We start from the raw sequence: 19,306 nt of genomic DNA, 5'->3' as shown, positions 1-19,306 counted from the left end.
CCGGCGGCGCGCCGCGGGTCAGCCGCCGAAAGGGGCGCAAGAGCGTGCGATCACGCCGCAAGACGTTACCATGCAGGAGCGGAAACGCGGAACTTGACCATAGGGCGTAGACCGCTGGACCAAGGCCGCACCGATGGATCGCAGCAGCGGGAACGGTCACTTTCGCCCGACACCGCACAACGCAAGACGCCCGGCACCATGGTGCCGGGCGTCGTCAGATCGTCGGTCCCGCAGGATCAGCCGAAGACGGTATCGTGGTAGATCAGACCGGCATCCAGCGCAGCGAAGCCAATGGTTTCCGCGACATGCTGCACCTCGGCATCCTGCGACGTTTCTTCATGTACGAAAAAGTTCACGTGATCCGACGCGACCTCTGTCGACCGAATGACGGAGGTATTGCCGCCGTTCGTCGTCTGCGCATCCGCAAGGAAGACGAAATCGTCGGCGAACCCTTGTCCCGACAGATCGGCAGAGCTTCCCCTGTGGGTGACGCCGCCGATCGTGCCGCTGTGGATGCCGTCGCCGTGCTGCGACAGGGCGATCCAGTTCACCGTGCCAGCGTCGTGCTGGCCCCGCAGGCTTTCCTGTGCGACGAGCGCGACCTTGAAGCCGTCCTCGCTGACGTGCCTGACCTGTTCTGCCGTGACCACGTCGCCCTTGCTGGATGCGACCTGCGTCAGCACCACGGGCGCCGCAGAGAAATCGCCGGCATCGAACTTCACCGTCGCCGCCCGGCCTGTCGTGACGTTGCCCGCGCTGATCACCTGTCCGCTGTCCAGCGTATGGGTGCCTGCCTCGACCGCCATCCAGCTGATCTTCTCGGCGCCGTGAAAACCGTCCTGATAGTTCCACTCCGCGATGCGGAAATCGAATCCGGTGTCGGTGACATGATCGACCAGAACCGTCGCGGGCGCGCCGTCGTTCAGCGTCAATGGCCCCATGACGACCGAAGCATTGTCCAGTGTGGCGCCGAAATCGACCCGGTGCCAGCCATTGACCTCTGTCTGCTCCACCGTCACGGTGCCTGCCGCCCCGAAGGGATCGGCGTGGATGCCGCCTGTCGTGGGCGGCGTCTCCGTCACCGGGGGCGTGGCTGGCGAGGGGGTCTCGGGCGATGCTTCTGCTGTCGTGTCGGACAGGACGACATCGATCCAGTAGTTGCTGTTCTGGTAGGTCTGGGTCGGCAGGGCCGCCGTTTCGCCATACTGATAGACCCCGGCACCACGGGCGGTGGACACCGGACCGGCATCCTCTGCGGTGTCGAAATAGCCGGTCGTCACTGCATAGCCCCCGTTCGGCGCATGATAGGACACGGTATAGGTCTCACCCGCGGCCAGCGTGACCGGCGTGTCTAACGCAACCTCCTGCCAACCGGCATGGCCCGTATCCGCGAAGGTCGCGGTCGCGATCTTGTGGCCGGACGAATCCCACAGGGTCGCGGGCAGGTTGTCGTGATTGCCCTCGCCGCGGAAAAGCCGCAGCGCGCTGACGCTGCTGGTCGTGTCGGCCGTGAACCTCATACCAAGTTCGACGGAATGCGTGTCGTGGTCCGCCGCGGTCTGCGGCCTGTCAGCCGCGTCGAACAGACGGAAGGTATCGGTCCCAGGGGCCGAGGTGGGGTCCGGGGTCGTGTCCGGTGTGGGCGCAACGTCGACGGGCGGCTTCGGTGCCGGTGCCGGTGTCGGATCGGGACTTTCGACCGGCGCGGCGCCACTTTCCTGCGCGCCCATGTCGATCTGACCGACGATGCGCGCGTCCCCATCGTTGTCCGTGTGCGATATCGCCGCGCCGTTGTGGCCTTCGTCGATCGCCGGCGACCCGTCCGACAGGTCGAAGTTGCCCCGGGCGGGGTCCACGAATTGCGGGTCCACCCCGATCAGGTTGCCGTCGGCTGCCGTGGGAACGGAGTTGCCGCCGTCGTTGCTGGCCGACAGAACGCCGGGCCGGCCGTCGGTCACGAGGTTGTCCTGCCACACGACATTCTCGTTGACGTAACCGCCGTAGGAATTGTTGTCGATCGCCGTGTTGTTGCCGTTCACCGACGGGTCGGCCACGGCGATGTTGTTGACGAAGGTGTTGTTGCTGGACTGCGCGTTCGAGATCTCGCCGCGCCACGTTCCGGTGTTCGCGAGGTCGACGTTGTTGTGGTAGGCCGTATTGCCCGCCACGGTGACATGATCGCTCCACGTCACCTGAATGCCCTTGCCGCCATTGCCATGGGTGATGTTGCCTTCGACCAGCGTCGGAAAGTCGTAGGCGGGAAAGCCCGAGGTCTGCGTGCTTTGGAAATCGTCGATGATGATGCCGTTGCCGTCCGTATGGGCCCCGGATTCGGTGACGTTGTCGTGGGACACGTTGTTTCTGATGATGTTGCGGAATCCATCGGTCGACATATCGCCGGTGATATTCCGGTTCTGATACAGCGAAATGCCCGAAAACCAGCCCGAACTGGCGTTGCCGTATGTTTCGTTTCCTTCGATCGTGATGAAATCGGACCAGGCAAAGGATACGCCCGACTGGGCGTTGTCATGAGAGATGTTATTCGAAACAACGACATGGTGTGAATCGAATCCGGCAATTCCGTGGGTATCGCTGCCGTAGATTTCGAACCCGTCCACGGTCACGTAATTGGCGCGGATCGTGATGCCGTTGGGCCCGCCCGACGGTGCCGCAATCACCGCACCGCCCGGGACTTCGGACCGCAGGGTGATGTAATCGCTGCTGGTGCCGCTGTGATTGATGGATACCGACTCCGCATATGTGCCCGGGCGAACGATGACTTCATCGCCCGGCTGCAAATTCGAATTCATCGCCTGATTGATAGATCCCCACGGATTTTCCGATGTGCCGTTTCCAGAATCGCTTCCCGTCGTCGAAACGTAGTAAGATGTCATGCGTCTTGCCCTTTTGTTTTTTGAATGGGTCAACTGTCCGACGGTGTTATTGGCAGAGGGTCACCCTGTTGAAAACGGCACCCGGGCCAAGACCCATGTCATGGGCGATCGATTGCCCGCCGCTTCACCAAACCATTGACATGCCAATGTGACATGATGAGGAAAGCATATCTGATTCAAGGTATTGTCCGCCCAATACCAATATGCGGCAATCCGCCTGCCCAAAAGGCCCTAAATCAAGGCAAATCAGGCAATATACATTGCCGAGCGATCTATCGGATTGAGAACGCTTGCAATTTGCCGGCGCTTTAATTCTGCGCGCGGAAATCCGCTCCTGACGGCACGCAAGGACGGCTGCAGACCTAAAGCGGCGGCATCTCGCTGACCGATACGCCTTTCGGCGAGATGTCGCGGTCCAGACCCGCGCCGCGCGATCCGAAGATCGACCGCGCAGCATCAGATCGGTGGATGCGGACGCGGTTCCGGACTGCGATGTCAGATCGCCTCCACCGAAGGGTGAACCCCCCTCGGCCGAAGGACGGCACGGCGCGATCCCGCGATGCGCCATTCTGCATAGCCGCTGCACCGGAAAATGCAGTTCCCGCTCTGCGCCTTCACGCACAGGATCGCCGCAATACGACCGGGTTTTCACGGCCCGCGCGGCCGCCGTTTCAAGGAGCGTCAGGAATGCCGATCACGAATTGCGAACTTGGACCCGATGTAGCGATACCGCTTGGGGATCTCGTCAACCTTTACGGGTGCCGCATCGGCGCCGACAGCCGCATCGGACCCTTTGTCGAAATCCAGTCAGGCGCCACCGTGGGTGCGCGCTGCAAGATCTCCTCTCATGCCTTCATCTGCACCGGCGTCACGCTGGAGGACGAGGTCTTCGTCGGGCACGGAGTCATGTTCACCAATGATATGTATCCGGCCAGCACGAACGCCGATGGCCGCCTGAAGGGCGGTGACGACTGGGACTGCCTGCCGACCTTGGTGCAGCGGGGGGCGGCGATCGGATCGAACGCCACCATCCTTTGCGGCATTACGATCGGCGCCGGGGCGACCGTCGGGGCAGGGGCCGTCGTGACGCAGGACGTGGCCCCCGGCACCACCGTCGCGGGCAATCCCGCCCGCCGTATCGCATCGCGCGGGACCGCAAAGATTCGCATCGCAGCCGGAAGGGACGCATCATGATCGCCATCGGCATCGCCGGATATGGATACTGGGGGCCGAACCTCGCCCGGGCCGTCGCGGCTTCGGGCTGCGCCCGGGTCGAGATGATCGCCGACCGGATGGAATCGGCCTGCGGACGTGCCGCCCTGCATCACCCCGCGGCCCGGCTGACCGAGGACATCTACGCCATGATCGCGGACCCTGCGGTCGACGCGGTGATGATCGCGACGCCGGTCAGCACCCACTTCGACATGGCGATGGCAGCACTCAGGGCGGGCAAGCATGTGCTGGTCGAGAAGCCGATGGCAGATACGCCCGCCCGCGCGGCTCAGCTTGTGGACGAGGCGGCGCGCCGGAATCTCGTCCTGATGGTGGATCACACCTTCGTCTACACGGGTGCGGTGCAGAAGATCGCCGCCCTGATCGGGAACGGCGATCTGGGCGATCTCTACTACTACGACTCCACCCGTGTGAACCTCGGGATCTTTCAGCGGGACGTCGACGTGATCTGGGACCTTGCGGTGCATGATTTCGCCATCCTCGACCGGCTGATGCCATCGCAGCCCGTCGCCGTGTCCGCCAGTGCGGCCACCTGCATCGCGGGCAGCCCGGCGAACATGGCGCATCTGTCGGTCTACTACGACGACGGTGCGATGGCCTATCTGAACGTGAACTGGCTGTCGCCGGTCAAGATCCGCCAGACCGTGATCGGCGGCAGCAGGCAGATGGTCATCTACGACGACATGCAGACCAGCGAGAAGGTCAAGATCTACGACAGCGGGGCCACCGCCGGCACCGACCCGTACGAGCCGATGGTGTCCTACCGCATGGGTGACATGCACGCCCCGGCCTTGTCCACGAAAGAGGCCCTGCTGACCGAAGTGCAGGAATTCACCCGCTGCGTCGAAGAGAATGCCACCCCCCTGACCGACGGCATCAGCGGCCTGCGGGTGGTCGAGATTCTCGCCGCAGCCACCCTGTCCACGCAAAGCCGGGGTTTCCCCGTCGATCTTGTCCAGAAGAAAGTCGCCTGATGATCCCCTTTCTCGACCTCAAGGCCCAGTACCGCGCCATCGGCCCCGAGCTGGAAGACGCCGTCCTGTCGGTCTTGCGCAGCTGCTCCTACATCCTCGGTGAACCGGTCGAACGGTTCGAGGTGAACTTCGCCCGATACTGCGGCACCTCAGCGGCGGTGGCGGTGAACACCGGCACCTCGGCGCTGCACATGGCGCTTCTGGCGGCCGGCATAGGCCCGGGGGACGAGGTCATCACCACGCCCACCACCTTCGTCGCGACCACGGCCGCGATCCGCTATACCGGGGCCACGCCGGTCTTCGTCGATATCGATCCGGTGACGTGGTGCATCGATCCCGCCCTGATCCCCGATGCGATCACCGACCGGACCAGGGCGATCCTGCCGGTCCACCTGCACGGACGTCTGGCCGACATAGCCGCCATCCTGAAGATCGCGCGCGACTACGATCTGCTGGTGATCGAGGATGCGGCGCAGGCGCACGGGGCAGAGCGTGACGGCCTGCGCGCCGGCGCCTTCGGCGATATCGGCTGCTTCAGCTTCTACCCGGGCAAGAACCTTGGTGCCTGCGGCGAGGGCGGTGCGGTCGTCACCAGCAACCCGGTCTTCGCCGACACCCTGCGATGCCTGCGCGACTGGGGTCAGCAGGGGCGGCACAACCATGTCATGGACGGCTACAACACCCGCATGGACGCGCTGCAGGGTGCGGTGCTGGACGTGAAGTTGCGCCATCTGGAAGACTGGACCGACCGGCGCAGAGCCGTGGCCAATGCCTATCACGCGGGCCTGTCGCCGCAAATCATGCGCGCCGCCGGACCCTTCGGCCCCGACCACGTCGGCCACGTCTACGCGATCCGCAACGCGAACCCGGCAGGGTTGTCCGCCCGGCTGAACGCGGCAGGGGTGCCGACCAATACGCACTACCCCGTGCCGGTCCACCTGCAGCCCGCACACAGCGATCTGGGCTACGCCCGCGGCAGCCTTCCGGTGGCAGAAGCCTATGCCGACAGCACCCTGTCCCTGCCGATCCATCCGGACATGGCCCCCGCCGACATCGATTTCGTCATCGACACCGTGAACCGTCTGGCGCTTGCGCCGTCGCGTCTGACCGCCTGAAGGAGACTGAGCACATGAAACATCCCGACGTCCTGCGGGGCAAACGCGTTCTGGTTACCGGCGGAAGCGGCTTCATCGGGTCGCATATCGTCGATCTGCTCGTGCAGGAAAAGTGCGGCGAGATCATCGTCATCGACAACATGATCCGGGGGCGGCGGTCCAATCTGGACGCCGCCATGGCCTCCGGCCGCGTCCGTCTGGTCGAGGGGGACATCCGCGACGGCGCCTTGATGGCCGATCTGGTCGAGGGCACTGACACCGTCTTTCACCAGGCGGCGCTGCGCATCACCCATTGCGCGGCCGAACCGGACGAGCCGATGGCCGTCATGGTGCAGGCGACCTATGACCTGCTGCAGCAATGCCGCGCCGCCGGCACCCGCAAGGTCGTCATGGCGTCATCCGCCTCTGTCTACGGCATGGCCGCGCATTTCCCCACGACGGAGGACGAACCGGCCTATCCCAACCGCACCCTCTACGGCGCGGCAAAGGCCTTCGGCGAGGGTCTGCTGCGGTCGTTCAATGACATGTACGGCATGGATTACGTCGCCCTGCGATACTTCAACGTCTACGGCCCGCGCATGGACCTGCGCGGCCGCTATACAGAGGTGATGGTGCGATGGATGGAACGCATCGCCTCGGGCCAGCCGCCCATCGTCTTCGGCGACGGACTGCAGACGATGGATATGATCAACGTCCGCGACGTGGCACGCGCGAACATCCTGTCCGCCAAGGCCGACGTCACCGACACCGTCTTCAACGTGGGCAGCGAGACCGAGACCTCGCTTCTGGGCATCGCGTCGCTGCTGTCGCAGGCGATGGGCCGCAACGATCTGGTCCCCGTCCATGCAGAGGAACGTGCGATCAATCCGGTCCCGCGCAGGCTCTCCTCTGCCCGCGCCGCGCGCGCACAACTGGGGTTCAGACCCCAGATTCCGCTGGCCACGGGCCTGAGGGAGCTTGTCGACTGGTGGCAATCCGAACGGGCCCCGTCCCGCACGCCAGAGGTGACCGCATGATCCCGATCGCGAAACCCCTGCTGGGCGAGGCCGAGGCAGAGGCCGCCCGCGCCGCGGTCCTGTCGGGATGGGTGTCGCAAGGCCCGCAGGTCGCGGCCTTCGAGGCCGATTTCGCGGCTTTCGTCGGCGCACCCCATGCCTGCGCCGTGTCCAACTGCACGACGGCGCTGCATCTGGCGCTGATGGGCATGGGGGTCGGTTCGGGTGACGAGGTCATCACCGTCTCCCATTCATTCATCGCCGGCGCGAATGCGATCCGTCAGTGCGGCGCGGTCCCGGTCTTCGTGGATATCGAACCGGGCGGCTACAATATCGATCCCGACCGCGTGACCGAGGCGATCACGTCCCGGACCCGCGCGATCCTCTGCGTGCACCAGATCGGGATGCCCTGCGACCTGACCGCCCTTCTGCTGATCGCCCGCACCCACGGTCTTGCGCTGATCGAGGATGCAGCCTGCGCGGTGGGATCGGAAATCCGGATGCGGGGCGAATGGCAAAGGATCGGGCGCGCGCATGGCGACGTCGTCTGCTTTTCGTTCCATCCCCGCAAGGTGATCACCACGGGCGAGGGCGGGATGCTGACGACCCGCGACGCCACGCTCGACGCAAGATTCCGCCTGTGGCGTCAGCATGGCATGTCGGTGTCCGACACCCAGCGACACGCCGCGGCGCAGGTCGTGTTCGAGGATTATCCCGTGCCCGGCTACAACTACCGCATGACGGACATTCAGGCCGCAGTGGGCCGGGTTCAGCTGACCCGCCTGCCGGATATCGTCGCGCGCCGCCGCGCGATCGCCGACCGCTACCGGACCGTGCTGCAGGCCATCGACGGCATCACCCTGCCGACAGAGCCTGCATGGGCCCGGTCGAACTGGCAAAGCTTCGCAATAGCGCTCGATCCCGCCATCGATCAGCGCGCGCTGATGCAGGTTCTGCTGGACGCCGGTGTCGCGACCCGACGCGGCATCATGTGCATGCATCTGGAACAGGCCCTGCACGATGTCCCCCGTCGTCATCCGCTGTCGCGGTCGGAAACCGCCAGGGACTACAGCGTGCTTCTGCCGCTCTTCGCCCAGATGACGGACGCCGAGGTCGACACCGTCGCCGACGTTCTGGTCACCGCCTTGCGCGGGCTGGCCGGCCGGACCGCTATCCGGCCGCAGCCCCTGTCACGGGCGTCCTGACCCATCCCCGTCCCGCGGGGTCAGGGGCCGCGCGGGATTTCCGACCATGATCGCACCGGGGGCCACGTCGGCGACGACGTTGGCCCCCATGCCGATCAGCGCCCCATCACCGATCGTGACACCGTTCCGGATCGCGCTGGCGCTGCCGATATAACAATTTGAACCGACCGTGACGCGGCCCGCGATGGTCACATGCGACCCGACGATGCTGCAGCGTCCGATCCGGCTGTCATGGTGCACGATGCTGTAGGGCATGATCATCACGTGATCCTTGACCACGGCCCGGGCCATGACCGCCACCCCCGCCGAACACACCGCCCCCCGACCGATCGTCGCCCGGTGAGAAATGATCGCCCGGGGGTCTGTCAATGTGGCAAACTTGTCGTCCGGAATCCCGAGGCGAGCGATCATGGCCGACCGCCGGGTATAGGACTTCTCGGACCCGATCAGAAAGACGAACTGGCAATCGGTGAACAATTTTGCGTCTGCAAAAGGGACGACGGGAATGCCTTCAAAATCAGGGGTATGGTCCTGATTTTCCGACAGGATTGCCGCAACGTCGAACGTCGCGGCGGCAAGGTCCAGAAGTTCGAGGGTATTTCCGCCTAACCCGACGAGAACGAGGCGTGTCATGGCCACCTGAATAAAAGAGATACAGTCTACGTCCCTGTCACGGCGTCCGGAAAATCGCCCCTGATTCGCAGCGCAAGACAGGGGTCGGGACCGACCGACAACAGAAGGTATTCACACGATTTCGTTGTTCGTCTTTCGGTTGCATGATGCCAGAGATTCGCCTTTTGGCCGCCCGAATTTCACCACAAAGTTAGCACCGTGGCAGCCATTTTAGCGAAAATAATGTCGCTCAGCCGCAAAAAATGCTAATATTAAGTTGTCTGATTAAGACAAAATTAACGTTTATGCAAAGCATCGTCTGTTTCGCGCAGAAGTTGTTTTTCAGAAAACGAAGCGCTGCAGCTCAGCGTGTCTGAAGCTGCAAGATTTTCTGCATTTATCTACCGTTGCCGCATTGAAGGCAGCCCAATTTATGAATTTTAAACCGCTCTAGGAGTTCATCGTGAACGACGCACACTATCACAGAACTACCGATGCAACTATCGCAAGGAATCCGGTTCCGGGGCCCAGCCGAGGGCACCTCGCCGAAATCAGTCCCGGCGCACAGGCCGGAACCAAAAAGCCGAAGTCCCATGACGACCTCGCCTTCGAGGTGTTCGCCGTCATCGACGATCGCTCGCTGGAGCGGGAGTGCTTCGTCGCCTGCCTTCAGCAGCAATGCACCTCGGCACGGGTGATCGGTTTCGGATCCATCGCCGACTGGCGCGCCAGCTCCTGCAACGCAGAAGAGCGTCAGGTCATATTGCACAACATCGGCTCGAAATCACTGGCCGATGAAAGCGTCCGCGCCGAATTGCGCGGACTGGTGGCACAGGCGCAACTGGTGCCCGTCGTTATCCTGGGCGCCACCGACGACGTCGACGCGATGATCGCGGCGCTTGAATGCGGCGCGGACGGCTATATCCCGCCCTGCGTCCATTTCCCCGATATCGTCGAGGCGACGCGGATGACCGTGGCGGGCGCATCTTTCCTGTCCCGGGCCAGCCTGATGGCCCTTCGCAATTCCCTCTCGCAGGCAGAGACGAACAGCGTCATGCCGGAGATGTTCACGGACCGGCAATTCTCGGTTGCGCAGGCTCTGCGCCGCGGTGCCGCGAACAAGACGATCGCCTATGAACTCGATCTGCGGGAAAGCACCGTCAAGGTGCACATCCGCCACATCTTTCACAAGCTCAAGGCGACCAACCGCACGGAAGCCGCCTTTCTGCTGAACCAGATGACCGGCTGGCCCGCCGACCCCCGCAGCCACTGACGCCCGGCCATGCACGCAAGGAAGGGACCGCGGCGCGGTCCCTTCCTATTGCACGCGGTCGCAATCGCCCGACTGCCGGCAAGGGCTTTTCAACGGCTGCGCCGCTGCCTCGCAACACTGCATAAGGATCTCGGTCAGCGCCCGGGCACGGTCGTCCGCGCCGCGACGCGGAACCGGCGTTCGCGCAAGACATAAAACGCCGTACGCGCCGCATCGACAAGGTCGCCCATCCGGGATGCGGCGCCGCTCTTGGCGGCATTGCAGCAAGCGGCAAGCTGGGCGGCGACGCGGCCGAAGTCATGGTTCTCTACCACGAAATCGCGTCCGAAGGCGCCCAGTTGCGCGCGCAGCTGCGGGCGTTGCGCCAGCGGGCGCAGCGCGTCCAGCATCGCAGAGCCGCCGAACCGGCCCTCTCCGGTGCCCCTCATCCCCGACCGCAGGAAACCGGGCGCTGTCTGCGGGGTAAAGGTCGCTGCAAAGCCCGCCGCGCCGACCACGACCAGCGGCTTGCCGAATGCCAGCCCCCGCAGGGCCGATCCGCCCGTCCCGACGACGATGTCGGCGGCGGCATAGGCCTCGCGCGGGTCGGGCATGGCGCCGGTCAGGATCACCGCTTCGCGATACAGATGGCGATTGGCGGCATCCACGCGGGCCCGCAGGTTCACATCGGTGTCGCTTTCGCCCAGAAGGACCAGCTTCAACGGCAGGTTCTGCCCAAGGGTCCGGATCGCCTCGATCGCGCGGATCGTTCCGCCCGACGCGGATGCATCTGGCCGTTCCGCCACCGCCGCGATCATCACATCGCCATCCTTCATCCCGTATCGGCTGCGAAACCCCGCGCCGTTAACCGCCTCTGCCGCATTGGTGCGCGTGTCCACCGGCATCGGCAAGGTCATCGGAAACCGCCAACCCAGTTCCGCCGCGGCTTCGGCCAACGCGGCGCAGCCAAAGGTCGTCGGCACGTTCCGTGGCAGATAGCGGGTCACATCGGCGTTCAGGTCTGAAATCAGCAGCGGCACCCCCAGCCTCAGGTGAACGGCATAATAGGCCTCCAGCCCCTGCCATCCGTCCCAGGCATGGATCACGTCGGGACCCTCGCCGCGCACAAGACGCCGCAGGGCGGCCATGCGTTGCGGGGCAGGGTGATAGGTCACGTCCGGTGCGGGCACGAACCGGAACCCGCGGTCGCGCACCATCTGCGCGGCGGGTCCGTCCGTGGCGTGAAGGACGATGTCGTAGCCATGCGTCTCGCGCAGCCGGTCCGCCAGGGCGATGGCGTTCATCTGGCTTTCGTCCGGATCCAGACGCTGTGCGAAGACGAGGAGTTTCAAATGACCTGCCCCTCCGGAGCAAATGCCGGCATCGCGCCGTTCAGGAGCGTCGGGAAATCGAAGGACCGCGCCGGCAACGGCGAGGCAGGCCGCTGGCCCAGCACCGAGTCGAAATGCGCAATGGTCCGGATCAGCCCCTCGCGCAGGGGCACCGCGGGCTGCCAGTCCAGATGGGTGGTCGCGCGCGTGATGTCCGGGCGCCGCTGGACCGGGTCGTCCTGCGGCAGGGGACGCATGTCCAGCCGGGCACGCGATCCCGTCAGGTCCAGCACCAGCCGGGCCAGTTGCAACATGGTGAATTCGACCGGGTTGCCCAGGTTGACGGGCTGCGGCACGTCATCGGGCGCCGCCATCAGCGCCACGACACCCGCGATCAGGTCATCGACGTAGCAGAAGGACCGGGTCTGTTCGCCGCTGCCGTAGACGGTCAGGGGCTCGCCGCGCAGGGCCTGCACGATGAAGTTCGACACGACGCGTCCGTCGTCTGGCCGCATCCGGGGCCCGTAGGTGTTGAAGATCCGCGCCATCCGCAACCGTAAGCCATGCTGGCGCCGACCGTCGCTCAGCAGCGTCTCGGCGCAGCGCTTGCCTTCGTCGTAACAGGCGCGCGGGCCGGTCGGGTTCACGTTGCCGAGGTAGTCCTCGGTCTGCGGATGCACCAGCGGATCGCCGTAGACCTCGCTGGTGGAAGCGTGGAAAAGCCGCGCGCCGGTGCGCCGCGCAAGGTCCAGCATGTTGATCGCGCCGATGACATTGGTTTGTACCGTCCGCACCGGGTCCGCCTGATAGTGGACCGGCGACGCGGGGCAGGCGAGGTTGTAGATTTCCTGCACCTCGGCGCGGACCGGGTCGGTCACGTCCTGACGCACGACCTCGAACCGGTCGTGATGCAGCAGGTGGGCGATGTTGGACCGCCGCCCGGTGTGAAAATTGTCGAGGCAGATGACGTGATGGCCGTCCGCGATCAAGCGATCGCACAGATGGGATCCAAGGAACCCGGCGCCGCCGGTCACGAGGATCGTCTTGTCGGAATGCATGTCGAACGTTCCCTTTATGGACAGGTTTGGGTGCCCCGGCATCAGTAGGCGCCCTTGCGCAGCAAAAGGGCGGGCACGGTGCCGAGGATGATCTGCAGGTCGAACCACAGCGACCGGTTGTCGATGTAATACGCGTCCAGTTGCTGCTGCTGGCTCAGGTCGGCGTCGCTGCGACCGCTGATCTGCCACAGTCCGGTGATGCCCGGGGCGACGCTGGCGCGCTTGACGCGGAATGCCTGCGGCAGTGCCGCAAGATGGTAGTCGGGAAAGGGCCGCGGTCCGACGATGCTCATCTCGCCGCGCAGGACGTTGATCAGCTGCGGCAGCTCGTCGATGCTGCACGCACGCAGGAAGGACCCGATGCGCGGCAGCAGACGCGGGTCGCGGCGCAGCTTGAAGTGATGCGCCCACTCGGCCCGGGCCTGCGGATCGGTCTCCAGCAGCGTTGCCAGCCGCACGTCGGCGTCCTGGTACATCGTCCGCAACTTCAGCACACCGAAAGTCCGGCCGCCAAGCCCCTCGCGGCGCTGGATGTAGAAGACCGGCCCCGCGTCGGCGATCCGGATGCAGATGATGGCCAGCAGCATGACCGGCGCGGTCAGGACCAGCGCAGCCAGCGCGATGGCGACATCCATGACGCGCTTCGCCGTGACGCACCCCGGTGCACCCGCATGACCGACCGGGTAACCGATACGGCCACCGATATCAGCCGGATGAAGGCCGGATACCCGCAGATCCGGCATATCTGCCAGCACGATGACTTCGGGGTAGTCCTGCCGCAGCATGGCCGCGCTGGCGGTGTCGGGCCTGCGGACCAGCACCGCGATCTGCGCCCCCGTCTGCACCGGGCGCAGGCCATAGCGCCAGTGCGTCGTAAAGAACGCCGCCAGCGTCTCTCTCATCTGGCGCGGTCCGACGAAAACCGCCGCCGTGCCCCAGACACCGGAACGATAAAGCTGGCCGCGGATCCCCCGGCGCAGTGGCATCTGCAACAGCAGCCCCGCCAGCAGCGCAAGCGTCGTCACGGCCACCGTCCACAAGTCACCCGGCGCTGCGGACATGCTCACGGCCGGCAGCAGGATCAAGGCCAGAAGCAGGGTCCGGGTGCGGCGGCGCAAAGTCTCCTGCGGGTGCAGGCGGTCGCCGGGATAAAGCCCCTGCAGCGCGTTCAGCACCAATGTGATGCCGCCCACCATGGCCAGCGACGGGACCGCCGCAGGTGCCGTGTCGCCGACCGCGCCAGAGGACAGCAGCGCCAGCGGAATCAGCAGGCCCAGCGTATCGGCCGCCAGAATGGCCACGCGGCAGAGCATGCGCCTGTGCGACCTTCGCGGCGCGATCGCGCGGACCGGCGCAAGGCTGTCGGACATCTCGGCGGGCAGGGGGAAGGTCAGTCGCATCGGCTTCATCTTGGCAACCTTTTATGCAGGGACGCATTACGTCGTGGCGGCGGGGTCGGCGCCACTGACGCCCTGCGGCGGCGTGGACGGGGTCGGCCACTCGATCGGAAAGTGCCGCAGTCCGGCGCGCTGCAATCCGCGCAGCATCAGGTAAAGCGGCACGATCCGGACATAGCGCCGCCACAGGCGACGCGGTTCGGTCGCCAGCCGGAACGCCCATTCCAGCCCCGCACGTTGCAGGACGGGGGGCGCGGACCGTGTGTTGCCGGCGAGGAAATCGAAGGCGGCGCCGACGCCGATCAGCACCGGCGCCTCCAGCCGGTCGCGCATCGCGGCCATCCAGCGGTCCTGCTTGGGCGTGCTCAGCCCGACCCAGACGATGTCGGCTGCCGCGCCGTTGATCACATCCGCGAAGTGACGTTCCTCGTCGGGCGTCAGGGGCCGGAACGGCGGCGCATAGCTGCCGGCGATGATTGCACCGGGATAGCGCCGCCCGATCTGCGCTGTCAGTTTCGCCAGCGTGGCGGGGGTAGTGCCGTAAAGGAAATGCCGCAGGCCCGCCGTGCGGCCGGTGTCCAGCATGTTGCGCATCAGGTCGGGTCCATAGACGCGGCCGGCCTGCGCATGTCCCGCCCCACGCAAGGCCCAGACCAGCGGCATCCCGTCGGGCGTGACCGCCATCGCACCGTTGAAGACGCGCTGCAGCGCCGGGTCCGCCTGACATTCCACGACGCCATGCGCGCCGCAGATGCAGATATAGCCGCGGGTCCGCATGCGCACCGCCGCGCCCACCAGCCGGACCGCCCGCGCCATGTCGAGGTCCGAGACGGCGACGCCCAGCACGTTGATGCTGTCCAGTCGGTCGATTGCGGGGTCTGTGGTGAGGGCAGTGCCGGGGATCATCGGAGTCCTCCTGAGTGGCCGGACGATACGAGACCCTAGGAGCGCGACCCGAAAGTTGGGAAGTCGATAGATCGGCGATGCGCGCAGCCCTATCGCTGATCCTGTCCTCCTCCTGCATCCACCGTCCGCAGTGGAAGGAGGGCGGCGTCCGCCAATCGGATGATCCCGTCTGCCAGAGGTGCCGTTGCCCACCGCGCTCCGTCGGATGCAGGTCCGCAAGCGGATGACGTGCAGGACGTGATGGGACAGGCCGGGGCGTCAGTCGGCAGGCTGTGGCGCACGCAGTCCCAGCATGACGATCGCCGTGGCCAGCAGCAGCCACTGGACGTCATTCTGCGCCAGCAGGTTGCTTTCCGTCAGGTTCATCGCGATCATGACGCCGATCAGGACGTTCAGCCAGATCCAGCCGTCCTGCGGCGCGCGCGCCTGCAGCGCGGCCCCCTGCCGGATCGCCCGCAGCAGGACCCAGATCAGCAGCGCCAGTCCCAGCAGACCGACGCTCAGCAGCGTGTCGCGGAAACCGTTGTGGGCATGGGGCGGGTTCCATTGCAAAGCCGCGGCGATCAGGTCGTTGCCGAAGGTGCCGGGCGTCCAGAACGACTGGTAGCCGTAGCCCAGCCAGGGCTTCACCGCGATGCGGGCATCGACCAGATCCCACAGGGGCAGGCGGCCGGTCAAGGTCGCGTCCTTGCCCAGCGCGTCCAGCACATGGACCAGCAGCGAACGGCCGCCAAGAACCACGCCACCGACCAACAGCGCCGCGCTCTGCAGCCAGACGAGGCGCATCAGCCCCCGCGTGCGCGCCAGACCGGCGTGAAAGAGGAAAAGCACGACCGCCACCGCGGCACAGATGACCCCGGTGCCCGACCCGGACAGGATCAGGCAGCCCAGCGCCGCGCCCGTCAGGCAGAACCCGCGCCGGTGCAGCGCGCGCTGCGCATCCCGCCAAAGCGCCAGACCGCAGACAAAGCCGATGGCAGCCGCCCAGCCCAGCACGTTCTTGTGGGTATAGACGCCACGCAACCCCTCGCCATCGGGGCTCCACGCGGCACCGGGCGCAAGCACGGCGGCGGCAAGGCTCAGCCAAAGGCAGGCGCCGATGACGCCCGAGGTCAGCAGCAGCAGCTGCCGCGGGGAAAAGCGGATCGCCAGCAGCGCAGCCAGCAGGCAGGTCACAACCAGAGAGATGGCGCGGCGCAGGGTCAGCGGCGCCTCGATCGACCACAGGACGGACACGACGGTCAGTCCGATCAGCAGGACCAGCGGCAGCGACCGGCGCAGCGCGACGATCAGGGCGGTCGCATGGCGCGGCAGCAAAAGACCGACGATGGCGATGACGGGCAGTTGCAGCAGGCGCAGACGCGCCCGCTCTGCATCGCCAAGCTCGCCGTTCTGCACCATCAGCAACAAGGGAAAGACGGCGCCCGTCTGCAGGAACAGGGCGATCGACGCACCCCACCATTCCAGCCTGCGCCAGCCGAGCCGCAGCCCGTCCGGGGCGGTCAGGGCGGGTGTCAGACCCTCTGCCGGTCGGTTCATCGTGGGCCCTTTCGCGCGGGTGGACGGGTGCGACGCCGGACGACCCGTTGCGATCATCAGACCGGGATCGCCTTGCCGTGCAAACGTGGCCCTTCGGTGCGACGGCCCGCCATCCGGTGGTGGCGGCCCCCCCGGCCTCCCCAGATCGGATAATCGACGGGCCGCGTTTGCAACGGATGGTCAGGTTCGGTGTGCGACGCGACGGCGCTACGATCGACCCGACCCGACTGCCGCCGCGCAGCCGATGATCCAGCCGAAAGGTCCGCGACCGGTGATCGTTCCGCCCATCCCCACCTTCTGCCGCCAGCTTGGCGGCACGTTGGTCGCCCTCTGCCTTGCCACGCTGCCGGCCTTGGCCGAAACCCCCGTGGCGCGTGGCGATGTGCTCTATGTCGCCGTCACGGGTGCGCCCGAAATGACCCGAGATTGCCCCGTCGACGTGGACGGCCGCATCCGCCTGCCGCTGGTCGGCGGCATCAGTGTCGCGGGCCTGTCGCTGGACGCGATCCAGACCCGCGTGGCGGAAACCCTCGTGGCGCGCGATATCCTCCGCGATCCCGTGGTGCTGGTGGAAGTGTCGCAATACCGCGCGGTCTATGTCGGCGGACTGGTCAAGACGAGCGGCGAGGTGCCGTTCCGGCCCGGCCTGACCGTCCGGCAGGCGATCATCGCCGCCGGCGGAATCGCGACCTCCGAAGAGGCGGCGTCGACCGGGCTTGGCGACATCATCGAATTGCTTGCAAGGCAACGGGCCAGCACCGCAGAGCTGATGGCGACTGACAGCGAGATCGCCCGCCTGCGTGCGGAACTCTCGGACGCGGCGCCGCCACCGGCGCCGGTCAATGCGACGCCCGCCGGTGATGACGACGGCCTCCCTCGGATCGAGGACCTCGATTCAGCGCAGCTGCATGACGTGATCGCGGGCCGCGCCAACGACCGCGCCTACGCCGACACGGCGCTGACGCTGACGGCGGTGGAACTCGACGTGCTGGACCAGCTGGCAAAGCACCAGACCGATGCGCAGGCCGACCAGCACGCCGAGGTCGAGGCGATGCGCGATTTGGTGGCGCGTGGTGTCGCGCCTCGTCCGCGCCTGCAGGAACTGGAGCGCGAGGAAAGCCGTCTGGCCCGTGACCTGCTGGAGAACCAGACCTTTGCCGCCCGGGCCCGCCAGAATCAGGAAACCATCCGCCACCAGACCGAGGCCGACCTGACCGCCCGCAGGATCGCCACCCGCGAGGCGCTGCGAAAGGCGCTGGGCGCGCGCACCGAACAGGTCGCGGCCCTCGAGGCGCTGCAGGGTCGTCTCCTCGCCGCCGGTCGCGCACCCGAGGATGCGCCCGCCGACCGGATCGTGCCGGTCGTGCAGATCTTCCGGGCCGCCGGGGCGGAACCACAGGCGCTGCCCGCGACGATGGATACAGAGATCAACCCCGGCGACGTCGTCGACGTCAGCCTGCCCCTGTCCGGGCCGCGCGGCTGACAGGGGCAGACCCGCGATGAAACCCCGCGTCATCTTCGCCGGACACGATCCGCGCCTGCGGGCCCGCAAGGGCAGGGGCCGCGGGTGCGACATCCTCGTGCAGGGCCCCGCATCGTGAGGGTGCTTCTGATCGGAGGAGAGCCCTTCGACTACACCATCGCCTTTGCGAATGCCGTCGCAAGCCGGATGCCGGTGACGCTGATCGTGCCGCGCGACCGATTCGCCGCGGCCCTGCCGTTCTTCGACCCGCAGGTGACGGTCCGCCTGATCGACTGGCCCCGGCACCGCAGTCTCGCGAATCTCGCGTTCCTCTGGCAGCTGACCCGCCTGATCCGGGCAGAGGCGCCGGACCTGATCCACGTCCTCAGCAATACGCACCTCTGGCTCAACCTCGCGGTGCCGCTGTGGAGACCGGTGCCGGTGATCACGACGGTCCACGATGTCAGCCTGCATCCCGGCGACCGCGACACCGCCGTCCTGCCCGGCTGGGCGCCGCGGCTGATGGCGCGCCTGTCCCGCCATGTCGTGGTCCATGGCCCGACGCTGGCCCGCGCCGCGCAAAGGGTCTTCGACATTCCGGGGGACCGGATCCACATCCTGCCGCACCCGGCGATCCGCCGCTACGCGGACCTTGCCGTCGCCACGCAACCCGACCAGACCGACCGCTCCGACGCCTTCGACGTCCTGCTGTTCGGACGCATCTTCGCCTACAAGGGGCTGGACCAGCTGATCCGGGCAGAGCACCTGCTGGGCGACCGCATCCCGGGTCTGCGCATCACGATCGCCGGGCGCGGCGACGATCCGCACGCCTTGCGCGCCCTGATGGGCGACCCCGGCCGCTACGTGATCCACAATCGCTTCATCCCGGACGCCGAGGTCGCCGCCCTCTTCCGGGCCACCGATCTGGTGGTCCTGCCCTATACCGAGGCCTCGCAAAGCGGTGTGTTGCCGGTCGCCGCGACCTTCGGCGTCCCCGCTGTGGTTACGGACGTCGGCGAGTTGCGCGCCACGGTGCTGCCGCACCACCTGGGCCTCGTGGTACCGCCGAACGATCCGGCGGCGCTGGCAGAAGCGATCGCGCGGCTGGCCCAGGACCCGGCCCTGCGCGGCCGCCATGGCGATGCCGCAAGGGCATGGGCCGCAGGGGCGATCGGGGCGGACCGGGTCGGCACACTGGCTGAAAACCTCTACGCCGACGTCCACCAAAAGGCCAAGCGCGCCGGATCAAAGGGATGGGCCTGATATCGGTCGGCCCGATTGCCGGGCCGCGGGTCCTGTCCGACACTGCCCCGGACGTTCAGCCGTCCGAAAG

General features: G+C 66.3%; 15 protein-coding genes. 8 read left to right on the top strand and 7 right to left on the bottom strand.

Annotated features, from left to right (window positions below):
• Window positions 1–236: 236 nt before the first annotated feature.
• Complete coding sequence (locus BUA54_RS21155) at window positions 237–2,810, bottom strand: DUF4082 domain-containing protein (RefSeq protein ID WP_218588262.1); 2,574 nt, start codon at window positions 2,808–2,810, stop codon at window positions 237–239.
• 771 nt (window positions 2,811–3,581) lie between these two features.
• Between BUA54_RS21155 and BUA54_RS04020 the strand changes: the two genes are divergently transcribed.
• The 5 genes from BUA54_RS04020 to BUA54_RS04000 are packed head-to-tail and all read left to right on the top strand — an operon-like array spanning window position 3,582 to window position 8,416.
• Window positions 3,582–4,088 (top strand): acyltransferase, encoded by a 507-nt coding sequence (locus BUA54_RS04020; RefSeq protein WP_072855874.1) that lies wholly within the window; start codon window positions 3,582–3,584, stop codon window positions 4,086–4,088.
• Entirely contained in the window at window positions 4,085–5,101 is a 1,017-nt protein-coding gene (locus tag BUA54_RS04015; RefSeq protein ID WP_072855873.1) for a Gfo/Idh/MocA family protein, read from the top strand. The genes BUA54_RS04020 and BUA54_RS04015 overlap by 4 nt, the downstream gene beginning before the upstream one ends.
• A complete protein-coding gene (locus tag BUA54_RS04010; protein WP_072855872.1) occupies window positions 5,101–6,216 on the top strand; it encodes a DegT/DnrJ/EryC1/StrS family aminotransferase in 1,116 nt (371 codons plus the stop codon). The genes BUA54_RS04015 and BUA54_RS04010 overlap by 1 nt, the downstream gene beginning before the upstream one ends.
• Before the next feature lie 14 nt (window positions 6,217–6,230).
• Complete coding sequence (locus BUA54_RS04005) at window positions 6,231–7,232, top strand: NAD-dependent epimerase/dehydratase family protein (protein WP_072855871.1); 1,002 nt, start codon at window positions 6,231–6,233, stop codon at window positions 7,230–7,232.
• Window positions 7,229–8,416, top strand: a complete 1,188-nt coding sequence (locus BUA54_RS04000; RefSeq protein ID WP_072855870.1) for a DegT/DnrJ/EryC1/StrS family aminotransferase — start codon at window positions 7,229–7,231, stop codon at window positions 8,414–8,416. The genes BUA54_RS04005 and BUA54_RS04000 overlap by 4 nt, the downstream gene beginning before the upstream one ends.
• On the opposite strand, the gene BUA54_RS03995 is transcribed toward BUA54_RS04000, so the two are convergent.
• On the bottom strand, window positions 8,402–9,049 hold the full coding sequence (locus BUA54_RS03995) for an acetyltransferase (protein WP_072855869.1): 648 nt from the start codon (window positions 9,047–9,049) through the stop codon (window positions 8,402–8,404). The two genes, BUA54_RS04000 and BUA54_RS03995, sit on opposite strands and share 15 nt — an antisense overlap.
• 442 nt (window positions 9,050–9,491) lie before the next feature.
• On the opposite strand from BUA54_RS03995, the gene BUA54_RS03990 reads away from it, so the two are divergent.
• Entirely contained in the window at window positions 9,492–10,301 is an 810-nt protein-coding gene (locus BUA54_RS03990; protein ID WP_245810549.1) for a LuxR C-terminal-related transcriptional regulator, read from the top strand.
• Window positions 10,302–10,435: 134 nt separating this feature from the next.
• Here BUA54_RS03990 and BUA54_RS03985 read toward each other — a convergent pair whose 3' ends face one another.
• The 5 genes from BUA54_RS03985 to BUA54_RS03965 form a co-directional block, all read right to left on the bottom strand.
• Window positions 10,436–11,632: a glycosyltransferase gene (locus tag BUA54_RS03985; protein WP_072855867.1), complete on the bottom strand. Its 1,197-nt coding sequence runs from the start codon at window positions 11,630–11,632 to the stop codon at window positions 10,436–10,438.
• Window positions 11,629–12,669, bottom strand: coding sequence for a UDP-glucuronic acid decarboxylase family protein (locus tag BUA54_RS03980; protein ID WP_084114053.1), 1,041 nt, complete (start codon window positions 12,667–12,669; stop codon window positions 11,629–11,631). Before BUA54_RS03980 ends, BUA54_RS03985 begins: the two co-directional genes overlap by 4 nt.
• 41 nt (window positions 12,670–12,710) lie before the next feature.
• Window positions 12,711–14,078 (bottom strand): sugar transferase, encoded by a 1,368-nt coding sequence (locus tag BUA54_RS03975; protein ID WP_084114051.1) that lies wholly within the window; start codon window positions 14,076–14,078, stop codon window positions 12,711–12,713.
• A gap of 27 nt (window positions 14,079–14,105) precedes the next feature.
• On the bottom strand, window positions 14,106–14,972 hold the full coding sequence (locus BUA54_RS03970; RefSeq protein WP_072855866.1) for a WecB/TagA/CpsF family glycosyltransferase: 867 nt from the start codon (window positions 14,970–14,972) through the stop codon (window positions 14,106–14,108).
• Between the two features lie 258 nt (window positions 14,973–15,230).
• On the bottom strand, window positions 15,231–16,511 hold the full coding sequence (locus BUA54_RS03965; RefSeq protein ID WP_178352702.1) for an O-antigen ligase family protein: 1,281 nt from the start codon (window positions 16,509–16,511) through the stop codon (window positions 15,231–15,233).
• Window positions 16,512–16,782: 271 nt separating this feature from the next.
• Here BUA54_RS03965 and BUA54_RS21150 point away from each other — a divergent pair, with 271 nt between their 5' ends.
• Together BUA54_RS21150 and BUA54_RS03955 are read left to right on the top strand one after the other, a co-directional pair.
• Window positions 16,783–17,994 (top strand): polysaccharide biosynthesis/export family protein, encoded by a 1,212-nt coding sequence (locus tag BUA54_RS21150; RefSeq protein WP_072855865.1) that lies wholly within the window; start codon window positions 16,783–16,785, stop codon window positions 17,992–17,994.
• A gap of 114 nt (window positions 17,995–18,108) precedes the next feature.
• A complete protein-coding gene (locus BUA54_RS03955) occupies window positions 18,109–19,236 on the top strand; it encodes a glycosyltransferase (protein WP_072855864.1) in 1,128 nt (375 codons plus the stop codon).
• Window positions 19,237–19,306 lie beyond the last annotated feature (70 nt).

This window comes from Loktanella atrilutea, from assembly GCF_900128995.1.
Lineage (GTDB): Bacteria > Pseudomonadota > Alphaproteobacteria > Rhodobacterales > Rhodobacteraceae > Loktanella > Loktanella atrilutea.
The sequence above is the reverse complement of the archived record's forward strand: the minus strand, read 5'-3'. Positions and strand labels throughout refer to the sequence as shown.